This window comes from Nocardia sp. GP40 (assembly GCF_050434125.1).
GTDB lineage: Bacteria > Actinomycetota > Actinomycetes > Mycobacteriales > Mycobacteriaceae > Nocardia > Nocardia albiluteola.
Genome location: NZ_JBNPVW010000005.1, coordinates 455825 through 482254, shown reverse-complemented (window position 1 = coordinate 482254; position 26430 = coordinate 455825). Strand labels below are relative to the sequence as shown.

The 26430-nt window shown below is 69.0% G+C and carries 23 protein-coding genes; 12 read left to right on the top strand and 11 right to left on the bottom strand.

Translation table 11 applies throughout. The features are described from left to right. The first annotated feature begins 119 nt into the window (after positions 1-119). Positions 120-338, top strand: a complete 219-nt coding sequence (locus tag ABH933_RS18530; RefSeq protein WP_429420325.1) for a DUF433 domain-containing protein — start codon at positions 120-122, stop codon at positions 336-338. After that, complete coding sequence (locus ABH933_RS18525) at positions 335-670, top strand: DUF5615 family PIN-like protein (RefSeq protein ID WP_429420327.1); 336 nt, start codon at positions 335-337, stop codon at positions 668-670. Before ABH933_RS18530 ends, ABH933_RS18525 begins: the two co-directional genes overlap by 4 nt. A gap of 368 nt (positions 671-1038) precedes the next feature. On the opposite strand, the gene ABH933_RS18520 is transcribed toward ABH933_RS18525, so the two are convergent. The 5 genes from ABH933_RS18520 to ABH933_RS18500 form a co-directional block, all read right to left on the bottom strand. Next, positions 1039-3597, bottom strand: coding sequence for a hypothetical protein (locus ABH933_RS18520; RefSeq protein WP_429455049.1), 2559 nt, complete (start codon positions 3595-3597; stop codon positions 1039-1041). A gap of 113 nt (positions 3598-3710) precedes the next feature. Then, positions 3711-4691, bottom strand: coding sequence for a hypothetical protein (locus ABH933_RS18515; protein ID WP_429420333.1), 981 nt, complete (start codon positions 4689-4691; stop codon positions 3711-3713). A 136-nt stretch (positions 4692-4827) separates the two neighbouring features. Further along, a complete protein-coding gene (locus ABH933_RS18510; RefSeq protein WP_429420851.1) occupies positions 4828-6021 on the bottom strand; it encodes a lipase family protein in 1194 nt (397 codons plus the stop codon). A 186-nt stretch (positions 6022-6207) separates the two neighbouring features. After that, the gene (locus ABH933_RS18505) at positions 6208-6837 is read right to left on the bottom strand and encodes a TetR/AcrR family transcriptional regulator (RefSeq protein ID WP_429420335.1); all 630 of its coding nucleotides are present in this window, start codon (positions 6835-6837) and stop codon (positions 6208-6210) included. Further along, positions 6837-7184, bottom strand: a complete 348-nt coding sequence (locus tag ABH933_RS18500) for an SPW repeat protein (RefSeq protein ID WP_215916271.1) — start codon at positions 7182-7184, stop codon at positions 6837-6839. Before ABH933_RS18500 ends, ABH933_RS18505 begins: the two co-directional genes overlap by 1 nt. 275 nt (positions 7185-7459) lie before the next feature. Here ABH933_RS18500 and ABH933_RS18495 point away from each other — a divergent pair, with 275 nt between their 5' ends. After that, entirely contained in the window at positions 7460-8629 is a 1170-nt protein-coding gene (locus tag ABH933_RS18495) for an NAD(P)/FAD-dependent oxidoreductase (protein WP_429420338.1), read from the top strand. Positions 8630-8698: 69 nt separating this feature from the next. Beyond that, entirely contained in the window at positions 8699-9475 is a 777-nt protein-coding gene (locus ABH933_RS18490; protein ID WP_429420340.1) for a glutamate racemase, read from the top strand. A 30-nt stretch (positions 9476-9505) separates the two neighbouring features. Here the strand turns inward: ABH933_RS18490 and ABH933_RS18485 are convergent, their stop codons facing one another. Then, positions 9506-10579: a 2Fe-2S iron-sulfur cluster-binding protein gene (locus ABH933_RS18485; protein WP_429420342.1), complete on the bottom strand. Its 1074-nt coding sequence runs from the start codon at positions 10577-10579 to the stop codon at positions 9506-9508. 58 nt (positions 10580-10637) lie between these two features. Further along, on the bottom strand, positions 10638-11261 hold the full coding sequence (gene mftR2 / locus ABH933_RS18480; protein ID WP_429420344.1) for a mycofactocin system transcriptional regulator MftR2: 624 nt from the start codon (positions 11259-11261) through the stop codon (positions 10638-10640). A 459-nt stretch (positions 11262-11720) separates the two neighbouring features. Here mftR2 and mftF point away from each other — a divergent pair, with 459 nt between their 5' ends. Next, positions 11721-13097 carry a mycofactocin biosynthesis glycosyltransferase MftF gene (mftF, locus tag ABH933_RS18475; protein WP_429420346.1) on the top strand — a complete coding sequence of 459 codons (1377 nt, stop codon included), beginning with the start codon at positions 11721-11723 and terminating at the stop codon, positions 13095-13097. 218 nt (positions 13098-13315) lie between these two features. On the opposite strand, the gene ABH933_RS18470 is transcribed toward mftF, so the two are convergent. Then, positions 13316-14245, bottom strand: a complete 930-nt coding sequence (locus tag ABH933_RS18470) for an esterase/lipase family protein (RefSeq protein ID WP_429420348.1) — start codon at positions 14243-14245, stop codon at positions 13316-13318. A 782-nt stretch (positions 14246-15027) separates the two neighbouring features. Here ABH933_RS18470 and ABH933_RS18465 point away from each other — a divergent pair. The 4 genes from ABH933_RS18465 (at position 15028) to ABH933_RS18450 (ending at position 19241) form a co-directional block, all read left to right on the top strand. Continuing rightward, the gene (locus ABH933_RS18465) at positions 15028-15312 is read left to right on the top strand and encodes a hypothetical protein (protein ID WP_429420350.1); all 285 of its coding nucleotides are present in this window, start codon (positions 15028-15030) and stop codon (positions 15310-15312) included. 34 nt (positions 15313-15346) lie between these two features. Beyond that, positions 15347-16063, top strand: coding sequence for an NUDIX hydrolase (locus tag ABH933_RS18460; RefSeq protein ID WP_215916278.1), 717 nt, complete (start codon positions 15347-15349; stop codon positions 16061-16063). A 169-nt stretch (positions 16064-16232) separates the two neighbouring features. Next, positions 16233-18380: an ArnT family glycosyltransferase gene (locus ABH933_RS18455; protein WP_429420353.1), complete on the top strand. Its 2148-nt coding sequence runs from the start codon at positions 16233-16235 to the stop codon at positions 18378-18380. A 207-nt stretch (positions 18381-18587) separates the two neighbouring features. Further along, complete coding sequence (locus ABH933_RS18450) at positions 18588-19241, top strand: hypothetical protein (RefSeq protein ID WP_429420355.1); 654 nt, start codon at positions 18588-18590, stop codon at positions 19239-19241. A gap of 22 nt (positions 19242-19263) precedes the next feature. Here the strand turns inward: ABH933_RS18450 and ABH933_RS18445 are convergent, their stop codons facing one another. Then, on the bottom strand, positions 19264-20487 hold the full coding sequence (locus tag ABH933_RS18445; protein ID WP_429420357.1) for a TetR/AcrR family transcriptional regulator: 1224 nt from the start codon (positions 20485-20487) through the stop codon (positions 19264-19266). 542 nt (positions 20488-21029) lie between these two features. Here ABH933_RS18445 and ABH933_RS18440 point away from each other — a divergent pair. Beyond that, positions 21030-21473 (top strand): SRPBCC family protein, encoded by a 444-nt coding sequence (locus ABH933_RS18440; RefSeq protein WP_429420360.1) that lies wholly within the window; start codon positions 21030-21032, stop codon positions 21471-21473. Between the two features lie 66 nt (positions 21474-21539). Here ABH933_RS18440 and ABH933_RS18435 read toward each other — a convergent pair whose 3' ends face one another. Then, the gene (locus tag ABH933_RS18435) at positions 21540-21866 is read right to left on the bottom strand and encodes a glycine zipper domain-containing protein (RefSeq protein WP_429420362.1); all 327 of its coding nucleotides are present in this window, start codon (positions 21864-21866) and stop codon (positions 21540-21542) included. Positions 21867-22027: 161 nt separating this feature from the next. After that, complete coding sequence (locus ABH933_RS18430) at positions 22028-22624, bottom strand: SACE_7040 family transcriptional regulator (protein ID WP_215916284.1); 597 nt, start codon at positions 22622-22624, stop codon at positions 22028-22030. A gap of 94 nt (positions 22625-22718) precedes the next feature. On the opposite strand from ABH933_RS18430, the gene ABH933_RS18425 reads away from it, so the two are divergent. Next, positions 22719-24305, top strand: coding sequence for a carboxyl transferase domain-containing protein (locus ABH933_RS18425; protein ID WP_429420364.1), 1587 nt, complete (start codon positions 22719-22721; stop codon positions 24303-24305). A gap of 23 nt (positions 24306-24328) precedes the next feature. Then, positions 24329-26395, top strand: a complete 2067-nt coding sequence (locus ABH933_RS18420; RefSeq protein ID WP_429420853.1) for an acetyl/propionyl/methylcrotonyl-CoA carboxylase subunit alpha — start codon at positions 24329-24331, stop codon at positions 26393-26395. Positions 26396-26430 lie beyond the last annotated feature (35 nt).

Here is a 26430-nt window from a genome sequence, read left to right as displayed (position 1 = left end):
CTGGAAGCCGAAGAAGACCTCGGCGCAGGTCGCTATCGAACCTTCGATGACGCAGAGTCGTTCCTGGCTGACCTGGCTGCATCCGGTCCGCCCTGACCATCGACCGGTATGCTTGCTCGGTGACCAGGATTACGTTCGATCCGAACCAGCTCGGGGGCAGGCCCTGCATTCGTGGTATGCGGATCCGCGTGAAGGATGTGCTCGAGCTTCTGGCTGCCGGTGAGACCGAAGATTCGATCCTCGAGGACTACCCCTACCTCGAGCGTGATGACATCCGTGCTTGCCTAGCCTTCGCGGCGGCCGAATCGGATCATCCAATCCTGCGAACAGCTTCGTGAAGTTTCTTATCGACGCGCAGTTGCCCCCCGCGTTGGCGCGGGCGATAACGAGCGAGGGACACGATGCCGTTCACGTTCGCGACATCGATCTGACGTCCGCCTCGGATCACGCCGTGTGGGATGAGGCATTGCTTCGCGGTGCCGTAATCATCACGAAGGACGAGGATTTCGTGATGATCGGCCACGCGCGGAATGTGATTTCAGCACCTCCCGTGGTCTGGATCAGGATTCGAAACTGCTCCAGGAAGGCCCTGCTCGAGGCGGTTCTTCCAGTATTGCCGACCGTTGTGGCGATGGTCGAATCTGGTGAAATGCTTATTGAGGTGCGCTGAATACGCCCTTAGCGCCGTTGCTCGGCAATAAGATCGGTGAACGTGCCGTGCGCGTAGATGGGTTCGGTAGACGGTTTTTGGGCTCGCGGGCCGGTTGGATGCGATCGTCGGCGATCAGGATTTCCCTTGCACGTGCTCCTAAATTGGTCGATGGACCATCGAAAGTTCGAAGTATTGTGAACCGACTCGCCTTGGGCTGAAGGAGGCGGTGCAGGTGCTGCCGCACCTCATCGATCTGGCCGGGCTCGAGCTAGTTGATGAGTGTGTGCAACTCCGAGTAGTCGTCTGTGGAGGTCGCGGCAGCAACGGTAAGGCACGTAGTCGGTATGGGGCATGGGGATATTCGCTATTTGTTCGATCGTGACTGCTTACGCCGACTCGGAGGCGGCTAGTAGGGCCTCGGCGAATTGGCGCATTTGGGTGGTGCCGCCGAACCAGGCGGAGACCAGGTCGACGGTGGCCGTGCGGGTGCGGCGGGCCGCGCGGATGAAGTCCTCGAGGGTGGCCTCGCCGGCTTCGGCCTTGTCGGCGACGGATTCCAGGGTGTGACTGGCCAGCAGGAGCTGCATGACCAGGTGGACGTCGACGGTGGCGGGGGTGTCGTCGGGGGTGGCGGCGCGGCGGCGGGAGCGGCGAGGGGTGGTCGCAAGGGACGCGCCGAGGCGGGAATCCGGGCTGGGGGAGGAGGACATGGGCGCGTCTTCGGTGGGTGAAGGGTCGGCCGGATCGGAGTGGCGGGCGGCGCCGGCGGGACGCGAGTCCGCGGAATCGGGCGCTGATTGCCCTGTGCGGCGGGCGAATTCGCGTGCACTTCGGCTGGGGAGGCTGGTGCGCGATGCCGATGCGGCCGGGGTGCCGCCCGGCTCGAGTGCCGTGGGCTCGGATTCGGCCTCGGTCTCGGTTGCGTGGTTATTGGACATCGCCGCGCGGCCATCGGATACAGCCGCGTGATTATCAGACGCGACCGCGTGGCGATCGAATGCGGCCAGGTTGGGATTGGTCGCAGTCGCGTTGCGATCGGATGCGGCGAGGTTGCGATCGGCCGCGGCCGCGTGGACATCGGTTGCAGCCGCGTCGCGATCGGTCGCAGCTGCGTGGGTATCGAATGCTGCCGCGGGGGGAGCGGACATCGCCGCGTGGCGATCGTAAGCGTCCAGGTTGGGATCGAGCGCAGCCGGTTGGCGATCGGTCGCAGCTGTGTGGGGATCAGATGCAGCTGTGTAGAGATCGGGCGCGGTCGTGCGAGGATCGGGTGTAGCGACTCGGTTATTGGACGCAGCTCCGAGAATGTCGGATGCAGTTGCGTGGCTATGTGGTTCGGCCGTGTGGTGATCAGATGCGGTCGAGTGGTTGTCGTCGGACACGGTCGCACGACTATCGGAAACCGCCGGTTGGATCCAGGGTGGATTCGGGGCGGCGGTGGGCGGCGCCGGGCTGATGACGAGGCGCGCCGAATTGATCGTGCCGAGGACCGGTTCGGATGGGGTTGGACCCGTGAGTTGTCCAGTGCGGGAAGTATTTTCGGATGCGGCGGGCGGGACGAGCCCGAGCGCCGGTGGGGTGAAAGCCGAATCGCTGGCGGGCGGTCGAGGCTGCGCCGATGCCGCAGCGCGGTCGGCGATGTGATCGGAATGGGATACCGGTTTCGCGCCGCCGCCGAACGCCACCCCGGTGGCTTCCGGCCCGGACGAATCGACCGGAAGCTCGCTGTGCGCGCCAGAGCTGAATGCCGCGCCGTTGGTGAAGGGGGCGGAATCACCCGAGCTGAACGCCGTGCCGTTGGTGGAGCGAGCCGGATCGGCGGGGCTGAATGTCCCGCTGTTGATGGAGGGGGCGGAATCACCCGAGTTGAACGCCGTGCCGTTGGTGGAGCGAGCCGGATCGGCGGGGCTGAATGTCCCGCTGTTGATGGAGGGGGCGGAATCGCCGGAGCGGGGTGCTGCGCTGTTGGTGGAGAGAGCGGCATCGTCGGAGGCGAATGATGCGCCGTTAATGGAGGGGGCGGAATCGGCGGAGCTGAATGCTGTGCCGTTGGCGAAAGGAGCGGAATCGGCGGAGCTGAATGTTGTGCTGTCGGTGAAGGGAGTGGGATCGCCGGGGCTGAATGTTGTGCCGTTGGCGAAAGGAGCCGAATCGGCGGAGGCGAATGGCGCGCCGTGGGTGGAAGGAGCGGACTCCCCGGAGGTGAATGCCGAACCGTTGCTCTGAATTCCCGGTTCGGGGGATTCGGCGAACAGGGATTGCTCCGCGGTGGTGTGCATGAAATCCGGTGTGTGCTGCGGTAGTCCCGGTTTGCGCCGGGGTAGTTCGGGCGGGCTCGGCGCCGGTGCGGGATCGACGCGGAAACCGGAGGCGGCGGGCCCGGGCGATGCGGGGGACGGACTCGAGTCGAATTCAGCTGCCGGAGTGCCGGTCCCGGGGACGCGAGTGGTTCGCTCCCGGGACGGGAGCGGGGGCAGGGGATCGGAGGGGGAGAGGAAGGCGGAGAATTCCGAGCCGGTCTCGGTCGGCCAGGGGACGCCGGAACCGAACTGGCCGGATTCGGGTGCGGCGTGCGACGTTTGCCGTGGAATCGCTACCGAATCGGTTATCGGGGTGCTCGGCTCGGAGCCGATCGCCACCGAATCGGGGGCGGACAGGAGTGATTCCGGTCCGCCGTAGGGCCGATCCGCGCGGCCCGCCGGAGTCTCCGATGCGGGGGTGCCTCCGGTGGCCCAGTCGGGCGCGACATCGGCGGGGGTCCATGCGACCGCCACCCCTGGCGTGCCGAGGCTGCCACGGCCTGGATCGAATCCCGTGAGCGCGGTGGACGATCCCGATTCCATCTCACTGTGCGGAGCGGTCCCGTTGCGCGGATGGGTGAGGCGAGATCCCTCCGGGCGCGAGCGACTGGGCTCTCCGAAACGGGCGAAATCGGGGTCGGTCATACTGGCCATTGTTACCTCCACCTGGATGGTGTGCGACTCCCCGGGGTCGTCCGATATTCGTCGCGAACGCGGGATCCGCTTGGTAGCTGGGCAGATACAGACCATGCGGACAATCAGATCCGGGCGGCCGGTAGCCAGCGGCCGCTGCGCGTGCAGTGCGCCGCGGCCGCCGTCGCGGCCTCGATCCGGCGGGGCACCTCCCCGGGCTCGTCGAGTTCGCTCCAGGTCCACCGGACCGGAATCCAGCCCAGCGCGCGCAGCCTGTCCTCGCGCAGCTCGGCCGCGATGCGCGCCCCCTCGGCCGGGCCGGTGTGCGCGCGCACGGCCGGAGCGAATGCGGAGGTACACACACCGTGCCCGCCGAGCGGGTCGAAGTCGGCCGCGACACCCAGGCCGGGAAACAGGCAGTCGACCCGGGCGACGAAGCTGCCGTCGGGGCTGAGCACGCGGGCCGCGAGTTCCGGCCCGGGGAGCCCGGCCGTCGCGATCGCCACCCGCAGACGCGATTCCCCGATTCCCGGGCAGCGGCCGTCGAGAAACGACACGACCTCCGCCGCGCGCTGGTATCCGGGCCGGGCCCGTGCCCGGCGCAACTGTTCGTGGAGCTGTGCGGTTTTCGCCGCGCCGCGGTGCAGGGCGGCATCGCCGACGGCCACCGCCTGCGGGAATTTCTCGGTGCGCGCGATATCGACGACCGTGCGCGCGACCGTCGTGTGCCGGATGCCCTCGACCAGCGTGACATCGTCGTGCTCGAGCCGGCCGGCGTGCACCACGATGACCCGGCCCAGCCGCGACCCGCCGCGCCGGGGGCGGGTGAGATGGGCGCGGTCCAGCGGGATGTTCCAGGTCGGCAGGCCGTGCCCGATCAAGGCCGAAACATGGCTCACCACGGCTGTTTCGGAGGTTGCCGCAACGGTCGCCCGGATCAGCGCCCGGTGCCGCTCCGGCGCGGTCAGCGCCGTAGCGGGGGCCGCGACGTAGTGTCCGTTCCGGATGCGATGCCAGGATCCGTGGCGGCACAGCCGCCGCAGATCGCCATCGGACAGGCCCGCTGCGAGGGCGTCGCGGCGGGAGATCGGTTGCGGGGTTCCCATGCCTCGATCATCGGCGCGCTGCGCGCCCACCGCCGCTGTCGTCGAGCGATTGTGGATAACTCGGGGGGTGTGAGCAACTTGCCGACCGAGGGCTCGGTCGTGGCGCCGCCTCGATGGCGCTCCGTCCCGGATCCGCTCAGACCGCGGGACAGTTCGACGGCGCCGGTTCGCCGTGGAAGCGGGCGTCGAGCCAGGCGACCACCTCCGGCAGCCCGGCCACGGCCGCCGTCAGATGCTCCGGGGCGGGGGTCAGCTCGGCCTGCAACCGCACCCCGGCCGCACAGTAGCGGCGGTCGGTATTGCGGATCGCATCGAGCGGAATCAGCGAATCGGTCGGCGAGTGCCATTCGTACATCGGAATTTTCGGCACGCTGTCGAACAGTTCCAGGCTGTTCTCCTCGACGACCCGCCGCGCCTCCACGCTGTTGATCAGGTCGGTGCTGGCCGCGAAATCCAGCGCGCTGCGCCCGGCCCCGGCGGCGATGATCTCGTTGGTGCAGCCGTTGGCCATGGCGTGCGCCGCCGCGAGGCCCTGGGCGTTCATGTAGTGACTCACCGGCAGCCGGTCGGGGTATTCACGTTCGAGCCCGATCGCCGCGGCCATCGCCAGGCCGAAGGCCGGATGCCGGTGGTCGCCCAGCACCCGGACCATGGTCTCCAGATTCATCGGCACCCCGCCGGCGGCGGCTCCGGCGAGCGCGAGGTCGGGGGCGTACGTCGGCTGCAGGGCCGCAGCCCACGCGGTCGCCATGCCCCCGCCGGAGTAGCCGGCCAGCGTGACGCGGCTGTGGTGCAGTGTCAGCCCGGGCACCCGCTCGACCGCTCGCACCCCGTCCAGGGTGATCTGCCCGCCCAGACGGGCCGCGCCGTAGGCGAATTGCGGCCCCAGGTGATCGGGCAGCGCCACGCTCCACCCGTGCATCAGCAGCAGGTTCAGCGCGGGGGCCTCGCGGATGACCAGATTCGGGTCGGTTGCGTAGAGCGCGTGTGAGACCGCGCACTCGGTGCCCAGCGCGTTGATGATGTGCTGATAGGACAGGAGCGGACCATCGGGCCGATGGCCGGGCGGGGTCAGCACCGTGGTCGTTGCTGCGATGGGCTGATTGCGGGAGTTGCTGGAGCGGAACTTGACCAGCGTGACGGCGGTCCCGGGAAAGGTGAGCAGCGGCGGCATGGGCCGTACCCCGAGCACATCGCCGAGCCGGTGTGCGGCCAAATCTGCCGGGGCGGCATAGAAGGGATCGGGATCGGGACGGGGGTAGATTGGTTCCGCCGTTGCCGTCGCTGCCGGCACGCATCCGAGAATCAGGATCGCGAGGACAGCCAGCAGACATCCGGGAACTTCGTGCAGTCGTGCCGAACCGAGCGCAAAACGAGTCACCGCATGACCTCCGAAAGTGGCATCGGTATTGATCGTCCAGGCTGTATTCAAGTGCTGCGAGCTACGCGGCCGGGTAGGACACGCCGACCGGGGACAGTCTCGACCGATTTGTGTTGTTCCGGCGGCGACGTTGATTCAGCCGAGATGTGTCATTCCGGCGGCGACCACTTGGGAGATGTTGAAGATCTCGTCGGCGGTGGGGAGGGTGAGCCCGTCGAGAGCGTGCAGCCGATCCGTGGTGGCGATGGCGAGCATGGCGGATACCCAGGCGCCCGCACAGGCCCGGAGGGTGCCCGGCTGTACCGGGCCCGGCGCGCTGGCCTGCAGGACTCGCGCGGTGATGTCGAGCAGCTGATCGCGCACGCGCCGCAACTGCTTTCGGACATCCGGGTGGGTGTCGGCCTCGCGCCACATGATGACCCGCAGCACCGAGGAGTGATGGTTGCGCAGGTTGAGCGCGGCGTCCAGGGCCACCAGGCTCTTGGCGGGGTCGCCCGGGGAGACGACGGAATCGATGTCATCGAGCGGGGTCGGGGGCACTCGCTCGGACATCAGTGCCGAGAGAATCGAATCCTTCGTGGGGAAGTAGTAGAACACCAGCCCCTTGGGCACGTCGGCGGCCGCGGCGATGGCCGCGGTTGCCGTGGCATCGAATCCATTTGTCGCGAAGAGGTTTTCGGCGGCATCCAGGATGAGGGCACGGGCGTCGCCGTCGACTTTCCTGCTGCGGCGACGCCCGGCTCGATGGGGTTTCGGTACGTGCATCAGTGAGCAGTATGCAGCCGCGCCGTGACTTGGGGAAGTGCGGCCACCGCGACGACGACCGTCAGGACGCCGATGATCCAGGAGGTCCACGAGGCGCCGTTGAAGGCGTGGAAGTTCATGACCCACGGGGAGATGAACAGCAGCACCCCGAACAGGCCCATGGCGTAATCCAGTTCCGCCATTGCCGGACGCGACAGCTGCGCCAGGCCCGTGAGCGCGATGAGCACGCCGAGGACGATGAGCGTCCACATGGCCCGGCCGTTGTTGTCGACCCAGATCGGTGACAGCGCCGCGACGACGCCGAGTATGACGGCGACGAAGTCCTGAGCACGGGATTCGTTGAACATGATGTGCCTCCTGAAGAGGTTGATGGACTGTCACCTCTCGGTATAACTCTGATTGACCGCCCGATCAATACCTGGTCCGGCACGATTGCGCGGCGATTTCGGAGTGGTGGTGATCACACGATGGAAATTAGAACGCGTTCTAGAATAGATTGGAACTCGTGCAGCCATCCCCACTCGCGATGACCGTTGTCCCGACTGCATCGGCGGCGATGCAGGCCTCACCCGCCCCGTCGGCTGCGCCTTCGCACCATCCCCGGGGGGCCGGCCGTCCGATCGTGATCGCCGGGGCAGGCCTGGCGGGTCTGCGCGCGGCGGAGGAGCTGCGCCGGGCCGGATACGAGGGTCCGCTGGTGCTGCTGGGCGAGGAGGCGCGACTGCCCTACGATCGCCCGCCGCTGTCCAAGCAGTTTGTTCGCGGCGATACCGACGACACCACCCTGCGCCCGGCCGAATTCTTCGCCGAACAGCGGATCGAGCTGCGGCTGGGCGTGCGCGCCGACGGGGTCGACACGGTCGCGCGCCGGCTGCTGCCGGCCGATGGCGCCGCGCTGGATTACGAACACCTCATCATCGCGACGGGCCTGCGTCCCAAGCGCATTCCCGGACTGCCGCAGGCGTCGGGGGTGCACGTGCTGCGTAGTCACGACGATGCGGTGGCGCTGCGCGCCGAGCTGTCGGGCGCGACCCGCGCGCTGGTCGTGGGCGCGGGATTCATCGGCTGCGAGCTGGCGGCCAGCTTTACCGCGCGCGGCGTGCCGGTGGTACTGGTGGAGCCGCAGCCGACGCCGCTTGCCGCCTCCCTCGGCGAGCAGGTCGGTGCGCTGGTCGGCCGCATGCATCGCGAGGAGGGCGTGGATCTGCGCTGCGGTGTCGGCCTGGATTCGCTTGTCGCCGAGGGTGATTCGATTAGGGCCGCGCGGCTGTCGGATGGCAGCGAGATCGAGGCCGACCTGGTCGTGATCGGCATCGGCTCCGCGCCGGTGACCGACTGGCTCGCCGAATCCGGTGTCCCGCTGGCCGATCCGGCCACGGGCGGCGGCGTGCTCACCGACGCGGTCGGACGCACCGCGGTCGACAACGTCTGGGCGCTGGGCGATGTCGCGGCCTGGCGGCAGCCGTCCGGACGGCAGCGGCGCGTGGAGCACTGGACCAATGCCGGTGAGCAGGCCCAGCTGCTGGCCGCGGCGCTGCTGGGCACCGAGCCGCCCGCGCCCGGGGTGCCGTACGTGTGGAGCGATCAGTACAACGTGAAGATCCAGGTGCTCGGCACCACCGTCGGCGCCGACGAGGTGCGCATCCTCGAGGACGACGGGCGCAAATTCCTCGCGCACTACCTCGCCGACGGGCTGCTGACGGCTGTGGTCGGCGCGGGCAAGACCGGCAAGGTGATGAAGGCGCGCGCCGAGCTGGCCGCCAATGCGCAGGCGGTGGCCGAGGTCGGCTGACGGACGCGTGATGCGCCTGTGGCGGGTGCGGCGGGTGGCGGATCGTCGCCCACTAATACAGTGGTCGCTGTGATCGTCACGCTCATCGATTCCGGCCTGGGGATGCTGACCACGGGTGCGTGGTTACGTCGATTGCGGCCCGAGCTCGATCTGCTGCTGCAGCTGGATCCCGACGGCGCGCCGTGGGGCCCGAAATCCGAACCGTGGCTGGTCGATCGGGTGCTCGGGGCCACGCGCCGGGCGATCGATCTGGGCGCGGAGGTGATCGTCATCCCGTGCAACACCGCGAGCGTCTCCGCGCTCGAGCAGGTGCGCGCCGAGGTCGGTCCGGCCGTCCCGGTGATCGGGACCGTCCCGGCGATCAAGCCCGCGGCCGCGGCCTGCGCGACGGTGGCGGTCTGGGCGACGGCCGCGACGACGGCCAGCCGCTATCAGGCCGACCTGATCGCGCGCTTCGGGGGCGATGCCGAGGTGACCGGCGTGGCCTGCCACGGACTCGCGGACGCCATCGACCGCGGCGACCTGGCCGGCATCGGGGAGGCGATCGAGAAGGCCGCCGCCCTGACCCCGCCCGGCACCGAGGGCGTGGTGCTCGGCTGCACGCACTACCCGCTGGTGATGGACGAGATCCTGGCGGCCCTGCCCCCCGGGCTGCGGCTGTTCGACAGCGCCGAGGCCGTTGCGGCGCAAACCCTTCGCCGCATCGATTCCCTCAGCCGCCCCGCCGCCGGATCAGGCACGGTCACGGTCCTCAACAGCGGCCGCCCCGGCGCGTTACCCGCCAGCGCCGCGGCCTTCGAGGCGGGCCGCGTATTGGGCGCGGTCGCCGAGGTCACCGCGAGCTGAAGCGAATCGCTGTGCGGCGCAACGATCCCGTCAAAATTGGATCTTCAGGTGGTCGGTGACCGGTTTCGCCTGGCAGCCCAGGATGTATCCGGCCTCGATGTCCTCGGGGTCCAGGATCTCCGAGTTGCCCATCTCGACCTTGCCCTCGAGCACGGTGCAGGCGCAGGAGCCGCACTCGCCCTCCTGGCAGGAGTACGGAACGTCCAGGCCCTTGCTCAGCATAATGTCGACCAGGGTCTGGCTGCGGGGCCAGTTCAGGTTGTGCACCTCGCCGTCCAGTTCCACCTCGACGGTGGCGGCGTCGGCGGCCTCCTCGGCGCTCACCTCGACCGGGGCGACGTCCGCGAACGGGTCTCCGGCAAGGGAATTGAAGACCTCGGCGTGGGTGCGGTTGCGCGGCACCCCGAGCTGGGCCAGGGCGTCGTGCACCCCGTCCATGAAGGGCTTGGGACCGCACATGAAGGCGCGCCGGTCGGCGAACGGCTCCGCGAGCGCGGCCAGCTTCTCCACGCTCGGCAGGCCCTGCACGGCCTCGAGCCAGTGCACGACGACCAGCCGCTGCGGGTGCTTGTCGACCAGCTCGCGCAGTTCGGCCGCGAAGATCACCGATTCCGGATCGCGGTTGGCGTAGATCAGCGCGACCTTGCCGCTGCCGCTGGACAGGGCCGACTTCAGGATCGACATCACCGGCGTGATGCCGCTGCCCGCACCGAACAGCAGCAGATCCTCATCCAGATTCTTGGGCGTGAATACGCCCGAGGGGGGCAGCAGTTCGAGCTGATCGCCCGCGCGGACGTTGTCGCACAGCCAGTTCGAGGCGTATCCGTCGGCGGTTCGCTTGACGGTGACCTTGGGTTTGTCGTCGGTGTGCGGCGAGCTGGCCAGCGAATAGCAGCGCGCCACCGAGCCGGTCAGCTCGCTGGGGATGCGCAGGGTGAGGAACTGACCGGGCTGATAGTCGAACCGCTCGCGCAGTTCGGCGGGCACCTCGAACACCAGCGAACAGGCATCGGCCGTCTCGGTGATGACCTCGGAGACGCGCAGCACCACGGAACGCGAGCCGTGCGGTTCGATGGGGTCACGTCGAGGGTCGACGGTAGTCATAGCGTCCTCTCGGGCCGGGTTGTCACACAGAACACAGAAAGTAGAACGTGTTCTAATTTTATAGTACGTGGCCCTCGTGCTGCCGGACAAGCTGGGCCTCCAGCCCGGCGATCAACACGTCCATGCCGAAGTCGTACGAGTATTTACCGCGCAGATCGCCCATGTGCTTCACCGCGCGCGCGACCGCATCGGGGAGCGCGGCCTCGGACAGCGCGGAGCGATCGCGGGGATTGACCCGGCCGCGACCGAACAGATAGGTGTGGATCGTGGCATACGACGCGAGCACATTGCGCTCATCGAATCCCGCGTCGAACAGGATCTCCATTACCGCGGCGATCAGATCGAGCTGCTTTCCCAGCATCTGTTCGATCAGTACATCGCCGAGGCCCGGATGCTTGCGCAGTTTGTCGTCGATTTGATCGATGAGTTCGCGCAGCCGCTGCTGCCAGGGACCGGATTCCGGTGCAGGCTTGCGCACGCCGGTCAATGCCGCGGTGGCGACGAGGTCGAGCAGTTCGCGTTTGTCGGCGACATAGTAATAGGGGGCCATCGGCGAGACGCCGAGCTCGCGGGACAACCGGCGCATGGACAACTTCTCCACGCCGTCCTCGCGCACCACACGCAGCGCAGCCTCGACGATCTCGGATTCCGAGAGCGTATTACCGCCTCCGCTGGTCTGCATCCGTCCGACTCCCGTGTCGCCTAGAGATTGTGCCGACGGACGCCATGCGGCGATGTTCCCGTCCTGCGCTGTTCACCGTGTTTTCCCCTCCGCAGTCTAGAGCGCACATCTCGGCGCAGGTTCGCATGTGTATCACTCACCGGGCCGCCGCACTCCTGCGAATGCACAGCGCCGTGCGCATCCGAGGCCCGGAAGCGGTAGCGCGGTGTAACCACGAGGGGGCTCGACGACCCATGGCACATTCCACCTGGCAGTAACCGATGGTGAACTGTGCGGTGGCGCAATTCGATCGAGTCGCGTCGCGCAGTCTGTTTGCGATGCGATTGCCAACCATGTTCCGGTGGGCGGGGTCTCGCGGTGCTGGAGGCCGCGTCCCGGTGAGCGGGTATTCGCATCGATTCGATCCGTTTTTTCCGACACGCTAGGACGGAAGCACAGACAGCGCATAACATTCCACGAATGCGCCATGATCGACTGCCCGACGGGTTCGGGGTGCGAATCGATCCCAGGGTGCGCGCATACTCCGGTGGGCGGTTCCTGGTCGGCGATTCGCCGACGCGGTTGCTGCGACTCGCGCCAGAGGCTGCCGCCCTGATCGGTGACGGATATCTCGAGGTGACCGACCGCAAGTCCGCTGTGGTTGCCAGGCGGCTGCTCGATGCCGGTGTGGGCAATCCGCGTCCCCGGCTGCTGCCGCGTCCGGAGGACGTGACGGTGGTGGTGCCGCTGCACAACGACGCCGAGGGGCTCGGGCGGTTGCTACGCACGCTGCGCGGACACAGCGTGGTCGTCGTCGACGACGGCTCGGACCGTCCGGTGCGCATCCCGCCGACCGGCGGCCACTGCCGGGTGACCGTGCTGCGCCAGGACCGCAGGCGGGGCCCGGCCGCGGCGCGCAATGCCGGGCTGCGGGCGGCCACAACCGAATTCGTGGCCTTCCTGGACTCCGACGTGGTGCCGCGGGCGGGCTGGCTCGAGGTGATGCTCGGGCACTTCAGCGATCCGGAGGTCGCGCTGGTGGCGCCGCGCATCGTCGCGCGGGACCGCGCGGTCACCGTGCTGGGCCGGTACGAGCAGACCCGCTCGTCGCTGGACCGCGGGCGGCGCGAGGCGGCGGTGACCTCGCGCGGCGCGGTGCCCTACGTGCCGGGTGCGGCGATGCTGGTGCGGCGGCGCGCGGTGCTGGCCGAGGACGGATTCGACGAGCAGATGTTCTCCGCGGCCGATATCGATCTGTGCTGGCGGCTCGAGCGCGCCGGCTGGCGGCTGCGCTACGAGCCGGCCGCCCACGTGGCGTGCGAGCAGCCGGTGTCGTTCGGGAAGTGGTTCGGGCGCAAGGTGTCCCACGGCGCCGGGGCCGCCCCGCTGGCTCGCCGGCACGGCTCGCCGACCGCGCCGCTGTCGGTGCCCCTGTGGACCGTGGTGGTCACGGCGCTGCTGGGGATCGCCTCGCGCGGCAGCGTGCTGGGCGCGGCGATGACACTCGTCGCCGCGCTGGTGCGGCTGCGGCGGGTGTTCGCCGAGCTGGACAATCCGACCCGGGTCGCGGCGATCGCGCTGGCGCGCGGATTCTCCGGCGGAGTATGGCGCCTGGTCTCGGCGATGTGCCGGGACTACTGGCCGGTGACCGTGCTGGCGATGATCGCCTCACGGCGCGTGCGGCGGATCGCGGTGACCATGGCCGTCGCCGACGGCCTGGCCGACTGGTTCACCCACCGCGACGCCGGCGGGCTGGATCCGCTGCGCTATCTGATGTGCAAGCGGCTCGACGATCTGGCCTACGGCACCGGACTGTGGTGGGGCGCAAGGGTGCGCGGGGTCCAGCGCGAAAAGTGATCGGAGATACCGCCGGGTACGGCGGGCCTTGCGGGTACCCTGGATATCGAGCGGGCGAACGCAATGTTGTGTGCGGACAGTCGCTCACCATTGCTTCGCCGGTGCCGGTCCCGGGGAAGGTCCGGCACCGGCGGGGGTTCGGCCGCGGTTCGTAGCGGCGAGCCCGTCGGGGGCAGCGCGGCATCCCACCAGGTCATCGGGGTTTCATCCGGGCGAAATCACGAATGCAACTGCTGCAGTACCCAATTCGTGGTCGCCGGACTCGAGCGCAGAGTGGAATGGTCGACCGTGGGAGCGTCGTGGAACTGGTCCTCGTAGACGGCATTCACCACGCCCGGTTCCTGGATCAGTGAGCAGGTGACCGCGGGGGTGGCGATGTGGTCGTTGCGGGTGGCCAGGACCGAATAGTGCACACCCGGCTGGGTCACCCGTCCGCCGAATACGGACTGGTATACCGCGGAGGTCGGCGACATCTGCATTGCGGGGGCCATGCCCGGGAACATGACCGTCAGCAGGGACACCAGGTACGGCGCGGCCTTGGCCGCCTGCAGGGGGGTGATCGGCGGATTCGTGATCCCGTACTGGGCAAGCAATCCCGCGCCGTCGCAGCCGCGCGACTCCGGGGCGAGGAGGATCGCATCGCGCACCGATGACGCGCCGCCGAGCACCTTCAGGTAGTAGTTGGCGACGAAGGTGCCCGCCGAATGCGCGACGATGTCGACCTGGTCGGCGCCGGTCGCCGCGCGCACCTTCGCGACGAAGTCCGCCACCTGACGGGCCTCGCCGGGGACATCGCCGGCCCAGCGCTGCCCCTTGATGATGCCGCCCTGGAACAGGAACGCGCAGTCGCCGTCGGACCGCAGCGCGGTGAGCATCGGATTCCACTGTGCGGCGGTCTGATCGGTGGTGCCGTCGGCGCCGGGCAGCACGACCACCGGATACGGGTGCTGGCCATTCGGTGTGCAGTCGAGCGGGGGCGCTATGACCGTCCCGGCGGGGATGACGGGTGAACTGCCGGGCGTCGGCGCGCCGACCGGATCCGCGACCGCGGGTGCGGGCGCGATCGCTACGGCTCCCGACGGCATCGCCAGCGCGCACACCGCGGCGGCGCACAGTAGCCCCGTGCGAACGGCTTGCATGATCCTCATCTGCGGCACAGCCTTTCGATACTGTCCGATCATCCCGGCCCCTGTGTCGGGGTGCACCAGCCTGTCTGTACGGGATCGGCCCCCTGAGAGACACGCATCGGCCACCCCCCGAGCAGTCCCTATCGCACCAGCGTTGTCCCGTCCGTGTCAATGCCATCCGGTGTGGTGACGCAAACGCGCCGGGCGGAGGTGCTGATCAGAGTGTGGTCGAGGGGTTCGCTGGACGGGGCACGCTGCGCCGGCCTCGCCCTCGCGACAGCGGCGGGTTGGTTCGGTCGCAGGGGATCCCGCAGGGAGTGGGCGGAGTGATCGGTCACTGTGACGGAGGGCGGTTGTACGTCGGGGCCATGCATATTCGGATCGTTGAACGTTCGATTGAAACGAATTTATAAACGGCGCCCCCAACTACGCATGCTGGATGTTTGCCGAACAGTTATTAAATTGTGACATTTCAAATTATGTCCGGTGTTGCGCGTCGTGCCTGCAATCACGTGCCTGCAATGTGGGGCAAAGTGGGATTCGTGTCACTTCGGCCGGTAGGATGCCTGTTCTGTCATATCTCCGACCGCCTTGCTTTTGCATTACCGGGCCCACGGGCAGGCTGGGTCGTTGTCCGGCGGTTCGATGTATCGGATCCGTAACCTCAGGTAGGGCTCATTTTTGTCAATGTCTGGCTTAGGCTGTAGATCCCAACTGGAACGCTGTATTAATTCGATCGGGAGCCACCCGGAAGCGTGTCTCGGAATACTTGCCGAGAGAGCCGTACGAAGGGGAATGCTGATATGGGTCAGAGCTGGAACCGGCGGCGTCCCGAGACGCCCGCACTGCTGGAGATCCTGAAAGGACGACAGGCGGGAGATATGCTGGTGTTCAACGAGAATTCCTCCATCGAGCCCCGGACGGCGGGCTATTACCTGGATCGCGACGGGGATATCTGGGAGAAGGAAGAGCAGGGCTGGCGGCTGATTCTGCAGCGCGGGGTCGCGGTGGATCCGGTCTCGCTCTGGGATTGGGTCGAGGGGCACGTGCGCGACTACGCACCGTTCATGCCGGTCGCAACGAACTGATGTTATCGTCAAGCTGACGATTACAATCTCGGTCATGGCCAATGCTTTTCGCTTCAATGCAGCGGTCGCGGTCGATCTGGTCGTGCTCACCCTCGGCGCCCGTACTGCGCCCAATGACACCCTGTGCGCGCTGCTGGTCCAGCGCCTGTATGCGCCCTATCGGGGCAGGTGGGCCCTGCCCGGCGGATTTGTGCAGACCGACGAGAGCCTGTCCGCGGCGGCGGTGCGGGAGCTGCGGGAGGAGACCGGCATCCGCGCCGACCGACTGCATCTGGAACAGCTGGCCACGTACGGCGAGCCCGGCCGCGATCCGCGCGGCCGGGTCATCAGCACCGGCTATCTCGCGCTGGTACCGCATCTGCCCGCGCCGACCGCCGGCGTCGATGCCACCGCGGCGGCGATCTGGTCCGTCGAGCAGCTGCTGGCCGATCCGGGCCGGCTGGCCTTCGATCATCACCGGGTCCTGGCCGACGGGGTCGAGCGCGCCCGGGCCAAATTCGAGTACACCTCGCTGGCCACCGCGTTCTGCGGCCGCGAATTCACCGTCGCCGAGCTGCGGCGGGTGTACGAGGTGGTGTGGGGCACCGACATCGATCCCCGCAACTTCCATCGCAAGGTAACCAGCACCGCCGGATTCGTCGAGGCGACAGGGCGCACCAGCACCCGTGACGGCGGCCGACCGGCGCAGCTGTACCGGGCCGGTCCGGCCGAGGCGCTACACCCGCCGATGCTGCGCCCGCAGGCCGCGTGATCCGCCCTGACCGATCGCGCGGCGGCCGGGGCAGCGGCATCGGCACCTCGAGCCCCACCTGAGGATCCGCCTCCCACAGGGAGTTCCCAGCGGCGGCACAGCCCGTCTGCCAGCCGGCGTTCCTACGCTCGGCGGCGACAAGGCGAAATCCGTGGAGAAAGGCGGGAACATGGTCTCGATCAGCGCCGAGGGCGCGGACGTGGTGCAGGAGCAGCCAGTCCGACCGCCGGCGGAGGCGACCGCAGACGCGGCGGACCGGCCGCGCTGGGTACGGCCGAGCCTGGCGGCGCTGCTGGTCACCACCGCCGTGCTGTACCTGTGGGGCCTGCGCTCGGCGGGCTGGGCCAACAACTTCTACGCCGCGGCCGTGCAGTCCGGCACCAAGAGCTGGAAGGCGCTGCTGTTCGCCTCGCTCGACCCGGGCAACTCCATCACCGTGGACAAGCCGCCCGCCAACATGTGGCTGATGGCGCTGTCGGGGCGGGCGTTCGGCTTCAGCGCGTGGTCGATGCTGCTGCCGCAGGCGCTACTGGGCGTGGCCACCGTCGCGCTGCTCTACGGCGCCGTGCGGCGCACCAGCGGATACGGCGCAGGGCTGCTGGCGGGAGCGGCCATGGCGGCGACGCCGGTGGCGGCGCTGATGTTCCGGTACGACAACCCGGACGCACTGATGATGTTCCTGATCGTGGCCGCGGCCTACTACGTGGTGCGGGCGCTGCAGGCGCCCCGGGCCGGGTGGCGGTCGGCCGGCACCGGATGGCTCGCGCTGGCCGGCGTGGCGATCGGCTTCGGTTTCCTGACCAAGATGGGCCAGGCGCTGCTGGTGCTGCCGGGCCTGGCGCTGGTGGTGCTGGTGGCGATGCCGGGCGGATTCTGGTCGCGGATCGGCAAATTGCTGACCGCGGGTGTCGCGGTCGTGGTCTCCGCGGGCTGGTTCGTCGCGCTCGTGGCGCTCTGGCCCGCCGGATCGCGGCCCTTCATCGGCGGCTCGACCACCAACAGCCTGTGGGAGCTGGCAGTCGGCTACAACGGCCTGGGCCGGTTGCTGGGCAACAAGCACGGCGGCGGCGCAAAGGCCCCGGCGCACCCGGCGGCATCGACGGCGCACGCGGTCGCCACCCATGCCGTACCGCACGGCGGCGGGTTCGGCGGGATGGTCGGCGGCAGCAACGGCCTGTCGCGGCTGTTCCAGCCGTCGCTGGCCACCGAATACTCCTGGCTGCTTCCGGTCGCGGTGGTCGGGCTGCTGGCCGGGCTGTGGCTGACCCGGCGTGCGGCCCGCACCGATGCCGACCGGGCCGGGCTGATCCTGTGGGGTGGCTGGCTGCTCGGCACCGGGCTGGTGCTCAGCTACATGAGCAGCGGGTTCCACACGTACTACACGATCGAGCTGACCCCGGCCATCGCGGCGCTGGGCGCCATCGGGGCCACGCTGCTGTGGCGGCGGCGCTCGCACTGGGGCGCGCGGCTGACCCTGGCCGCGATGTCGGTGGCGACCGGGGCCTGGGTGTTCCACCTGCTCGGACTGACGCCGAATTGGCTGCCGTGGCTGCGGTGGACGCTGCTGATCGGCGCGGTGGTCGCGGCCGTGGTGCTGGTGGCGTTCGGCGCGGCCGGGACGTCGGCGGCCGCCGAGGGGCGCGGCCGGGCGGGCCGGGCCGGAGTCGCGATCGCCGCCGCGGCGCTGATCTTCGGTCTCGCCGCGCCCGCGGCCTATGCCGTGGAGACGGTCGCGCTGCCGCACAGCGGCGGCAGCCCGTACAGCGGTCCCGCGCGGGGCAGCGGCGAGCACGGCTGGGGCGACGAAAGCACCACCGCGACAACGCAACTCGACGCCATGCTCGGCGCCGCCTCCGGAAGCCGTTGGGCTGCGGCGGCGATCGGATCCCAGCAGGTAAGTTCGATCGAATTGCGTACGGGCGCTTCGCTGATGGCCATCGGCGGATTCAGCGGCCGGGATCCCTGGCCGACGCTGGCGCAGTTCCAGCAGTACGTGGCCAACGGGGATGTGCACTACTTCCTGCTCAGCTCCCGCTCGCAGGGTCACGGGGCGGCCCCCGCCACGGATACCCACGGCTCCGCCACGGGCACGCATACGGGTACACACGCCCCCGGAACGCACGCCAACGGCCAGACGCCGAACCCGGCGTCCGAGCAGAACACCCAGCCCGGCGCGAACTTCGGCGGCTGGCAGGGCTTCGGCTCGAGCGCCAACACCACCGGCGGCCAGATCACCGCGTGGGTCCAGGCGCACTACACCCCGACCACGGTCGACGGTGTGCAGGTCTACGACCTGACGACGCCGCCGAAGGCATAAGCGCCGCCGGATAACCGGTGGAAGGCCGGGATCCCGCACCGGATCCCGGCCTTTCCCGGTTCGGGCTATCGGTAACTATTCATTCGGGCACATGGCCTTTCGGTGTGGAAGCCGCGGGTGGGCCGAGATATTGCGGGTCGGTGTCGGTGTGGCAACCGGTCGGCCATGAGGCGCATATTCCGTTCCTGCCGGTGGTATATCGGGAATATGACCGAGGTTGCGGCCGGGGCTCGCGAGACTGGTGGGCGGTCGGCGGAGTTCTGGGGATATCTGATGTGGGGGCTCGCGGCGCTGGCCGTGGCGGGCCCGGAGCTGGCGGCCGTATTCAAGGTCGGCGACTGGCCTACGATCTCGGCGACGGTCGGGCATCTGGAGTCGGCGCACTCCTGGGTGCGGCTCGTGGTTACCTTCGTGATCGTGGTGCTGGGTTATTACGCTGTGCCACAACTGATCATGCATCCGGATGTGCGGCAGGACGTGCTGGCCGGGCGGCAGTACACCGCCAACGGCCGCGCCACCCGCGATGCCGGGGCCGTGCGCTCCGAGGGGACGGGCGGGTATCTGGTGGTGGGGCTCGCCGGGCTCGTCGTTGGGGTGGTGTTCGCGGTGAGCGCGCGGCACATCCACCCGGGCACCTTCGTAGGCGCGTACGTGATGTACGGGCTCATCGCGGTGCTGTGGGTGATCGTGCCGAGCGTACTGTCGATGTTCTTCGCGCGAGAGGTGCCGTTCCCCACGCTGTTTCGCACCATCGGCTATCTGGAGCGGCGGGCGCATCCGCTGGCCGCGGTGTTGCTGGCGCTGCTGGTGATCCTGCTGCTGCACCTGACCCTGTATCCCTGGCCTACCTTCCGATCCTGAAGCGGCACAGGAATTCCGGCCCTCAGCGGTCGCCGAACAGCGTGGTCTCGAGCAGCCTGGTCACCCGATCTTGCGAGCAACTGCGCGAGTCGTCGCCGAAGACCCGTCCGAGGTCGACGACCAGGCTGAACGCGCCCTGCACCAGGATGCGGGCCTGCGCCTGCGACAGCTCCGGGCGCACCTCCACCAGCAGCTTGACCCACTCGGCCACGATGAGCCGCTGGACATTGCGCAGCATGGTCCGCTCCTCGGCGGGCACATGGCCGAATTCCGCGTAATAGACGTAGGTCAGCTCGCGCTCGGCGAAACAGCCCGCGACATACAGGTCGATCAGCTTGGACAGCACCTCGGCGGGGCCGCTCGACGACGTCGTCGCCGGACCGATCGCCCCGGCCATCCGGTCGGCCGCGCGCCGGAACGCCGCGGCCAGCAGGTCGCTCTTGCTGCGGTAGTAGCGGTACACCGCCGAGGCCGCGGACAGCTCCGCGGCCATCGCGATGTCCTCCACGCTGACGTTCGGGTAGCCGCGCTGATGGAACAGCTCGACCGCCTTCCGCAGCAGCAGCTCGTGCTTGAACGCCTGCGGAATCTCCGCGGCGCGGGGCGGGTGGGCGGCGGCGGCCGGCTCGGGCAGCTCGGCCCGCGCGATCGACCAGGCGGCCGAATGCAGCACGGCGGTCAGGGATTTCACCGGGAGCGCGGCATGGTGGTCGCCGATGCTGCTGATCACGCTGAAGATCGTCACCGAGAGCACCCGGAGGTCGCGGTGCGCCACGTCCGGGCGTAGCTCGCCGATCAGGTCCGCGACCACGCCGACCGCGGTGCCGAACCGCTCCTGCAGGGCCGCGCCGTCGGCCTCGTCCAGGTAGCGCTGCTCCCACCGGGCCAGACCCACCGTCGAGCGGTTGGTGACGGTTGCGGCGATGACCGCGTCGATCACCGAATCCAGGCGCCGCTGCGCCGTCCAGTCCGACGCTTCCTCCGGCAGGGCGACCGCCGCGACCGCGGCCGCGCCCAGTCGCTGCAGCTCCTCCCGGAACAGGGCGTACTTGCTCGGATAGTGCCGGTACAGCGCGGCCGAGGAGATGCCGACGCGCGTGGCGATGTCCTCCATGCTGACGCCGTGGTAGCCGAGTGAGCCGAATGCGGCCGCCGACATCGCCGCGATCTGCGCCCGGCGATTCTTGGGTCGGCGCCGGATGACGCGCTCGGGCGTGCTCGTCGACGCCTCTGCTGGCTCACTCACTATCAGGCCTGTCCTTCGGTGACGGCGCATACGCACCGGGTTGCGGTGCGCACGCGCGAGTGGCGGGGCGCCGGAGCGGTCGGTGTCACCGTGGCGGCGCTTCCTGGGTATTCCTGGTCGCCATGGTAGCTAGCAGGCGGTATTCGGCCGTTCAGTGTTACGGCCGGTATCGGTTTGTTATTGCCGATTCTGGGACACTGAGGCCTGGTCGGCGAAGGATCGCCCGTTCTTCAGGTGCCGATCGGGATCCGGGGGATAACCGTTCCGACGACCGCTGGGGCCTGCGAGACGCCGCCTCCAGTTGATCATGGTGTTGGACGGTCACATTCGTCGTGCTGTCCGGACCGGTTTGCGTCGATCGGCCGGTACCCTTCTGCCGGTTATCTGAAAAGGTCGCTGCCGCATGCTGATCCGTGATCGCCGCGAGAAGGGTCGATATCGAAACCGCATCGATTCGGCCGATTTGTCTGGCCGAGTGCGGGATTCACACCGTAGGCTGCGCAGCGAATCAAGCCCCCCGCCCAGCCCGAAACGGAGTCCCGATGCGCACGGTGACGCTCGAGCGCACCATCCGTGCGCCCGCGGCAGACGTCTTCGACTGGCTCACCGACGCGACGAACTACCAGCGTGTTCCGGTCATCCGGCGGGTGATGCTGGTGCGGCCCGGCGACGTGGCCGAGCATGGCGTCGGCGCGGTGCGGCTGCTGGTGACGCCGTTGGTGCGGGTCACCGAGGAGATCGTCGAATACGACCCGCCGCGGATGATGCGCTACAAGCTGCTCAGTTCGTACCCGACGCTGCGCTATCTGGACGGGCTCATGACGTTCCGGGATGTCGCGCACGGCACCCGGATGTGCTGGCGATCCGAATTCGAGGTTGCCGCACCGATATTCGGCGATCTGTGGACACTGGCGATGGCGCCCATGGTGCTTCTGGGCATCAAGAACGTGATGGCGACCGCCGAGCGCGAACTGCGGCGCGACTGAGACGGGGAAAGCACCGGGGCCGGGCAGCGCATGCCGCCCGGCCCCGGTGGTCCTGGGTCTACCCGATCAGGGCAGCACCTGCGGGACGACCTGAGGGTCGACCGCACCGATGCCGGCGCCGATCGCCGCGCCCAGCAGGGTGGGCAGCGGGTCGACGAACGAACCCGTGGCCGAGCCGATCGCCGCGCCCGCCGCCGCGCCGTTCAGCGTCGGATCCGGGTACTTCGCGTGGGGGTTCGTGGCCACCGGCTCCAGCGGAATCGTGTTGGCAACCGGGTGAGCAACCGGAACGTTCGCATCGGCGGAGGCACCGCCGGCGAAGACGGCCATGGCGGCCAGCGGTGCGGCGACGACCGCCAGCGCGCTTCCGGTCTTGATCAGGGCACGACGCATATCTTTATTTTCCTGTCTTTTCTGATCCCCGAGGTAGTCCGGAGATCACTCCTTCATCGGGTGGTCGGCCGCGGGAGCCGACCGAGTGAACGGACAGCTTCGCCGTGGCCAACAACGAGCACCGCGCCCGACACTACTGCGGCCGAGTCGAATTCGCTGGGTTACTGTCCGAGGGCGGCCAATGCCATGGCGCGCAACACCGGACGCGCGCGGGTGGCCAGGGCCGCGGGGGCACTGTGCGGGGTGGAGTTGATCAGGCCGAACGTCGCGTGGGCCTGCACGCGGGCGGTCGACTCGCTCAGCTCCGGATCGACACCGCACAACACGCCGACCCAGAGTTCGACATAGCTGCGCTGGGTGCGGCGGACCTGGCGGCGGGCCGAATCGGGGAGATTGTCCAGGTCGCGGTCCTGGATGCGGATGAGCTCCGGCTCGCCGAGGGCGAAATCGAGATGGAAGTCGATCAGGCCCGCCAGCGCCTCCTGTGGCGAGAGAGCCTGTGCGGCAACGGTTCTGCCGCCCTCGAGCAGGCGCTGGCTGATGCCGACCAGTAGCTCGACCAGCAGGGCCTCCTTGTTCGGGAAGTGCCGGTAGACCGCCGGGCCGCTGATTCCGGCGGCCGCACCCAGATCGTCCAGGCGCACCCCGGGGAAACCGCGATCGGCGATGAGCCGGGCCCCGGCCTCCAGCAGCTGCGCGCGCCGCTGCGCCTTCAGCTGCTCGCGCCGGGTGGGCGCGATCGAATCGCTGCTGGTCATCGCGCCTCTTTTCGGAAATCCTGGACATCTCGGTTAATTGAGATTAGCTTGAATTCCAGTTATTGGCGACTAACCGATCGGGCAGGATGGTGTGATGACGGTTACTCGGGACGCGGATGCCACGGCGACGGGCTACCGCGCCGAACATCTCGACCTCGTGCGGGATCTGCGGGAGCGGCTGGCCACGGCGGCGCTCGGCGGACCCGCCCGGGCGCGCGAGCGGCACGTGGCGCGGGGCAAGCTGCTGCCGCGGGAGCGAGTGGACCGCGTGCTGGATCCGGGCAGCCCGTTCCTGGAGCTCTCGCCGCTGGCGGCCACGGGCATGTACGACGACGAATGCCCGGGCGCGGGAGTCATCAGTGGCATCGGCCGGGTGTCCGGGCGCGAGTGCGTGATCGTCGCCAACGATGCGACGGTCAAGGGCGGCACCTACTACCCGATCTCGGTCAAGAAGCACCTGCGCGCGCAGGAAGTGGCGCTGCAGAACCGCCTGCCCTGCATCTACCTCGTCGACTCCGGCGGCGCCTTCCTTCCCCGGCAGGACGAGGTCTTCCCGGACCGAGAGCACTTCGGGCGCATCTTCTACAACCAGGCGACGCTGAGCGCCCAGGGCATCGCGCAGATCGCCGCGGTGCTGGGGTCGTGCACCGCGGGCGGGGCGTACGTGCCGGCCATGAGCGACGAGGCGGTCATCGTCCGGGATCAGGGCACGATCTTCCTGGGCGGCCCGCCGCTGGTGAAGGCGGCCACCGGCGAGGTGGTCACCGCCGAGGAACTGGGCGGCGGCGCATTGCATTCCCGCACTTCGGGAGTCACCGATCACCTGGCCGACAGCGACGAGGACGCGCTGCGGATCGTGCGGCGGATCGTGGCCACGCTGCCCCCGCGCGAGCCCGGCCCCTGGGCGATCGAGCCGGTCGCCGAACCCGTTGCGCCGCAAGACGAGCTGTACGACGTGGTGCCGGTCGATCTGCGCACGCCGTACGATGTGCGCGAGGTGATCACCCGGCTGGTCGACGGCGGCGAATTCGGCGAGTTCAAGGCCGAATACGGCCGCACCCTGGTCACCGGCTTCGCTCGTATTCACGGGCATCCGGTCGGCATCGTGGCGAACAACGGCGTGCTGTTCAGCGAATCCGCGGTCAAGGGAGCGCATTTCATCGAGCTCTGCGACAAGCGCAAGGTGCCGCTGCTGTTCCTGCAGAACATCACCGGCTTCATGGTCGGGCGCGACTACGAGGCCGGGGGCATCGCCAAGCACGGCGCCAAGATGGTGACCGCGGTGGCCTGCGCGCGGGTGCCGAAGCTGACGGTGGTGATCGGCGGATCCTATGGCGCGGGCAACTATTCGATGTGCGGGCGCGCGTATTCGCCGCGCTTCCTGTGGATGTGGCCGAACGCGCGCATCTCTGTGATGGGCGGCGAGCAGGCCGCCTCGGTGCTGGCGACGGTGCGCGGCGAGCAGGTCGGCGAGTCCTGGACCGAGCAGGATCAGGAGGCGTTCAAGGCGCCGATCCGCGAGCAGTACGAGCGGCAGGGCAATCCGTACTATTCGACCGCGCGGCTCTGGGACGACGGCGTCATCGATCCCGCCGACACCAGAACCGTACTGGGCCTTGCCCTCTCGGTATGCGCGCAGGCGCCGCTAGATCCCGTTTCCTACGGCGTGTTCCGGATGTGAGGGCGATGATGGACAATTTGCAGATGGAGGGGGGTGGTCCCGTGCCATTCGATACCGTTCTGGTCGCCAACCGGGGCGAGATCGCGGTGCGGGTGATCCGCACGTTGCGCGCCATGGGAATTCGTTCGGTCGCGGTCTACAGCGACGCCGACGCGGGTGCGCGGCACGTGCGCGACGCCGACGAGGCGGTCCGGCTGGGGCCCGCGCCCGCACGCGACAGCTACCTGAACATCGAGCGCGTCGTCGAGGCCGCCGTGCGCACCGGTGCGCAGGCCGTGCACCCGGGATACGGGTTCCTGTCGGAGAATCCGGCCTTCGCGGCCGCGCTGGACGCGGCCGGAATCGTCTTCCTCGGGCCGCCCGTGCGGGCGATCGAGATCATGGGCGACAAGATCGCCGCCAAGAACGCCGTCTCCGCCTTCGGCGTTCCGGTGGTCCCCGGCATCGCGCGTCCCGGCCTCACAGACGCCGAATTGATCGATGCCGCAACCGAAATCGGCTATCCCGTGCTGGTCAAGCCGTCCGCCGGAGGCGGCGGCAAGGGGATGCGGCGGGTCGACGAGCCGGGACAGCTGGCCGCGGCGCTGGTGAGCGCGCGGCGTGAGGCCGCGTCCGCGTTCGGCGACGACACGCTGTTCCTGGAGCGGTTCGTCACGCGCCCGCGCCACATCGAGGTGCAGATCCTCGCCGACCGGTTCGGCCACGTGCTGCATCTCGGCGAGCGAGAATGCAGCCTGCAGCGGCGGCACCAGAAGGTGATCGAGGAGGCGCCCTCGCCGCTCTTGGACGCCGCCACCCGGGCCCGGATCGGCGCGGCCGCCTGCGCCACCGCGCGCAGCGTCGACTACGTGGGCGCCGGCACGGTGGAGTTCATCGTCTCGGCCGAGCGGCCGGGCGAGTTCTTCTTCATGGAGATGAACACCCGGCTGCAGGTGGAACATCCTGTCACCGAACTGATTACGGGCGTCGACCTGGTGGAGAGCCAGGTGCGGATCGGCGCCGGGCAGAAGCTGGCCGTCGAGCAGTCCGACATCCGCCTGAGCGGGCACGCGATCGAGGCGCGCGTCTACGCCGAGGATCCGGGCCGGGACTTCCTGCCCACCGGCGGCACGGTGCTCGCGCTGTCCGAGCCGGACGGCGCGGGCGTGCGGGTGGATTCGGGCTTGCGCGCGGGCGCGGTGATCGGCAGCGACTACGACCCGATGCTGGCCAAGGTAATCGCCCACGCGCCGGATCGAGCCGGGGCGATAGCGGCACTGGATCGGGCGCTGGGCGATACGCAGGTGCTCGGCGTGCAGACCAATGTGGATTTCCTGCGATTCCTGCTCGCCGATGCGGATGTTGTTGCCGGACGGCTGGATACCGCGCTGCTGGACGAGCGCGCGGTGGATTACGCGCCCGCGCCGGCGACGGACGACCGCTTCATCGCCGCGGCGGTGCTCGACTGGCTGCGGCGCTGGCCCGCGAATCCGCAGGGGCCCTGGGATATTCCGGACGGCTGGCGGATCGGCGCACCGGCCCCGACGACCATCCGCCTGAGCGGCGGCGACCGCACGGCGCACGTGTACATCGCGGGCCGCCCGGACCGGGCGGAGGCGTGGATCCAGGACGAGGCCACCGAGCAGGCTTCGGCTACTCCCGCGCGGCACACGCTGTCCGCCACTCTGGAGGGCACGGAGCTGACCCTCGTGCTCGACGGCGTGCGCCGCGGCTATCGGGTGGCCGAGGGCGAGGGCCGGCTGTGGATCGCGGCGGACCGATCGGGCGGCGTGGCGAGCCTGCGCATCGTCGCCGAGATCGCGGCACGCGCCGCGGCCGATCACGTCGGCGAGGCCGAAATCCGCAGCCCCATGCCGGGTTCGGTGATCGCGGCACCCGCCGCGTCGGGCGCGGTGGTGGCGGCCGGGGATCCGATCGTGGTCGTCGAGGCGATGAAGATGGAGCACACCCTCACCGCACCGGCCGCGGGAACCGTTGAGCTGCTGGTGGATCCGGGCACGCAGGTGCAACTGGACCAGTTGCTGGCCCGCATCGTGCCCGCCGATCAGCCCGCGGCGTCGTCCGATCAGCCGGCTGGGGAGTCCCGGTGAGCAGACATGGCCGCCGCTCACGGCGCCACAACCGA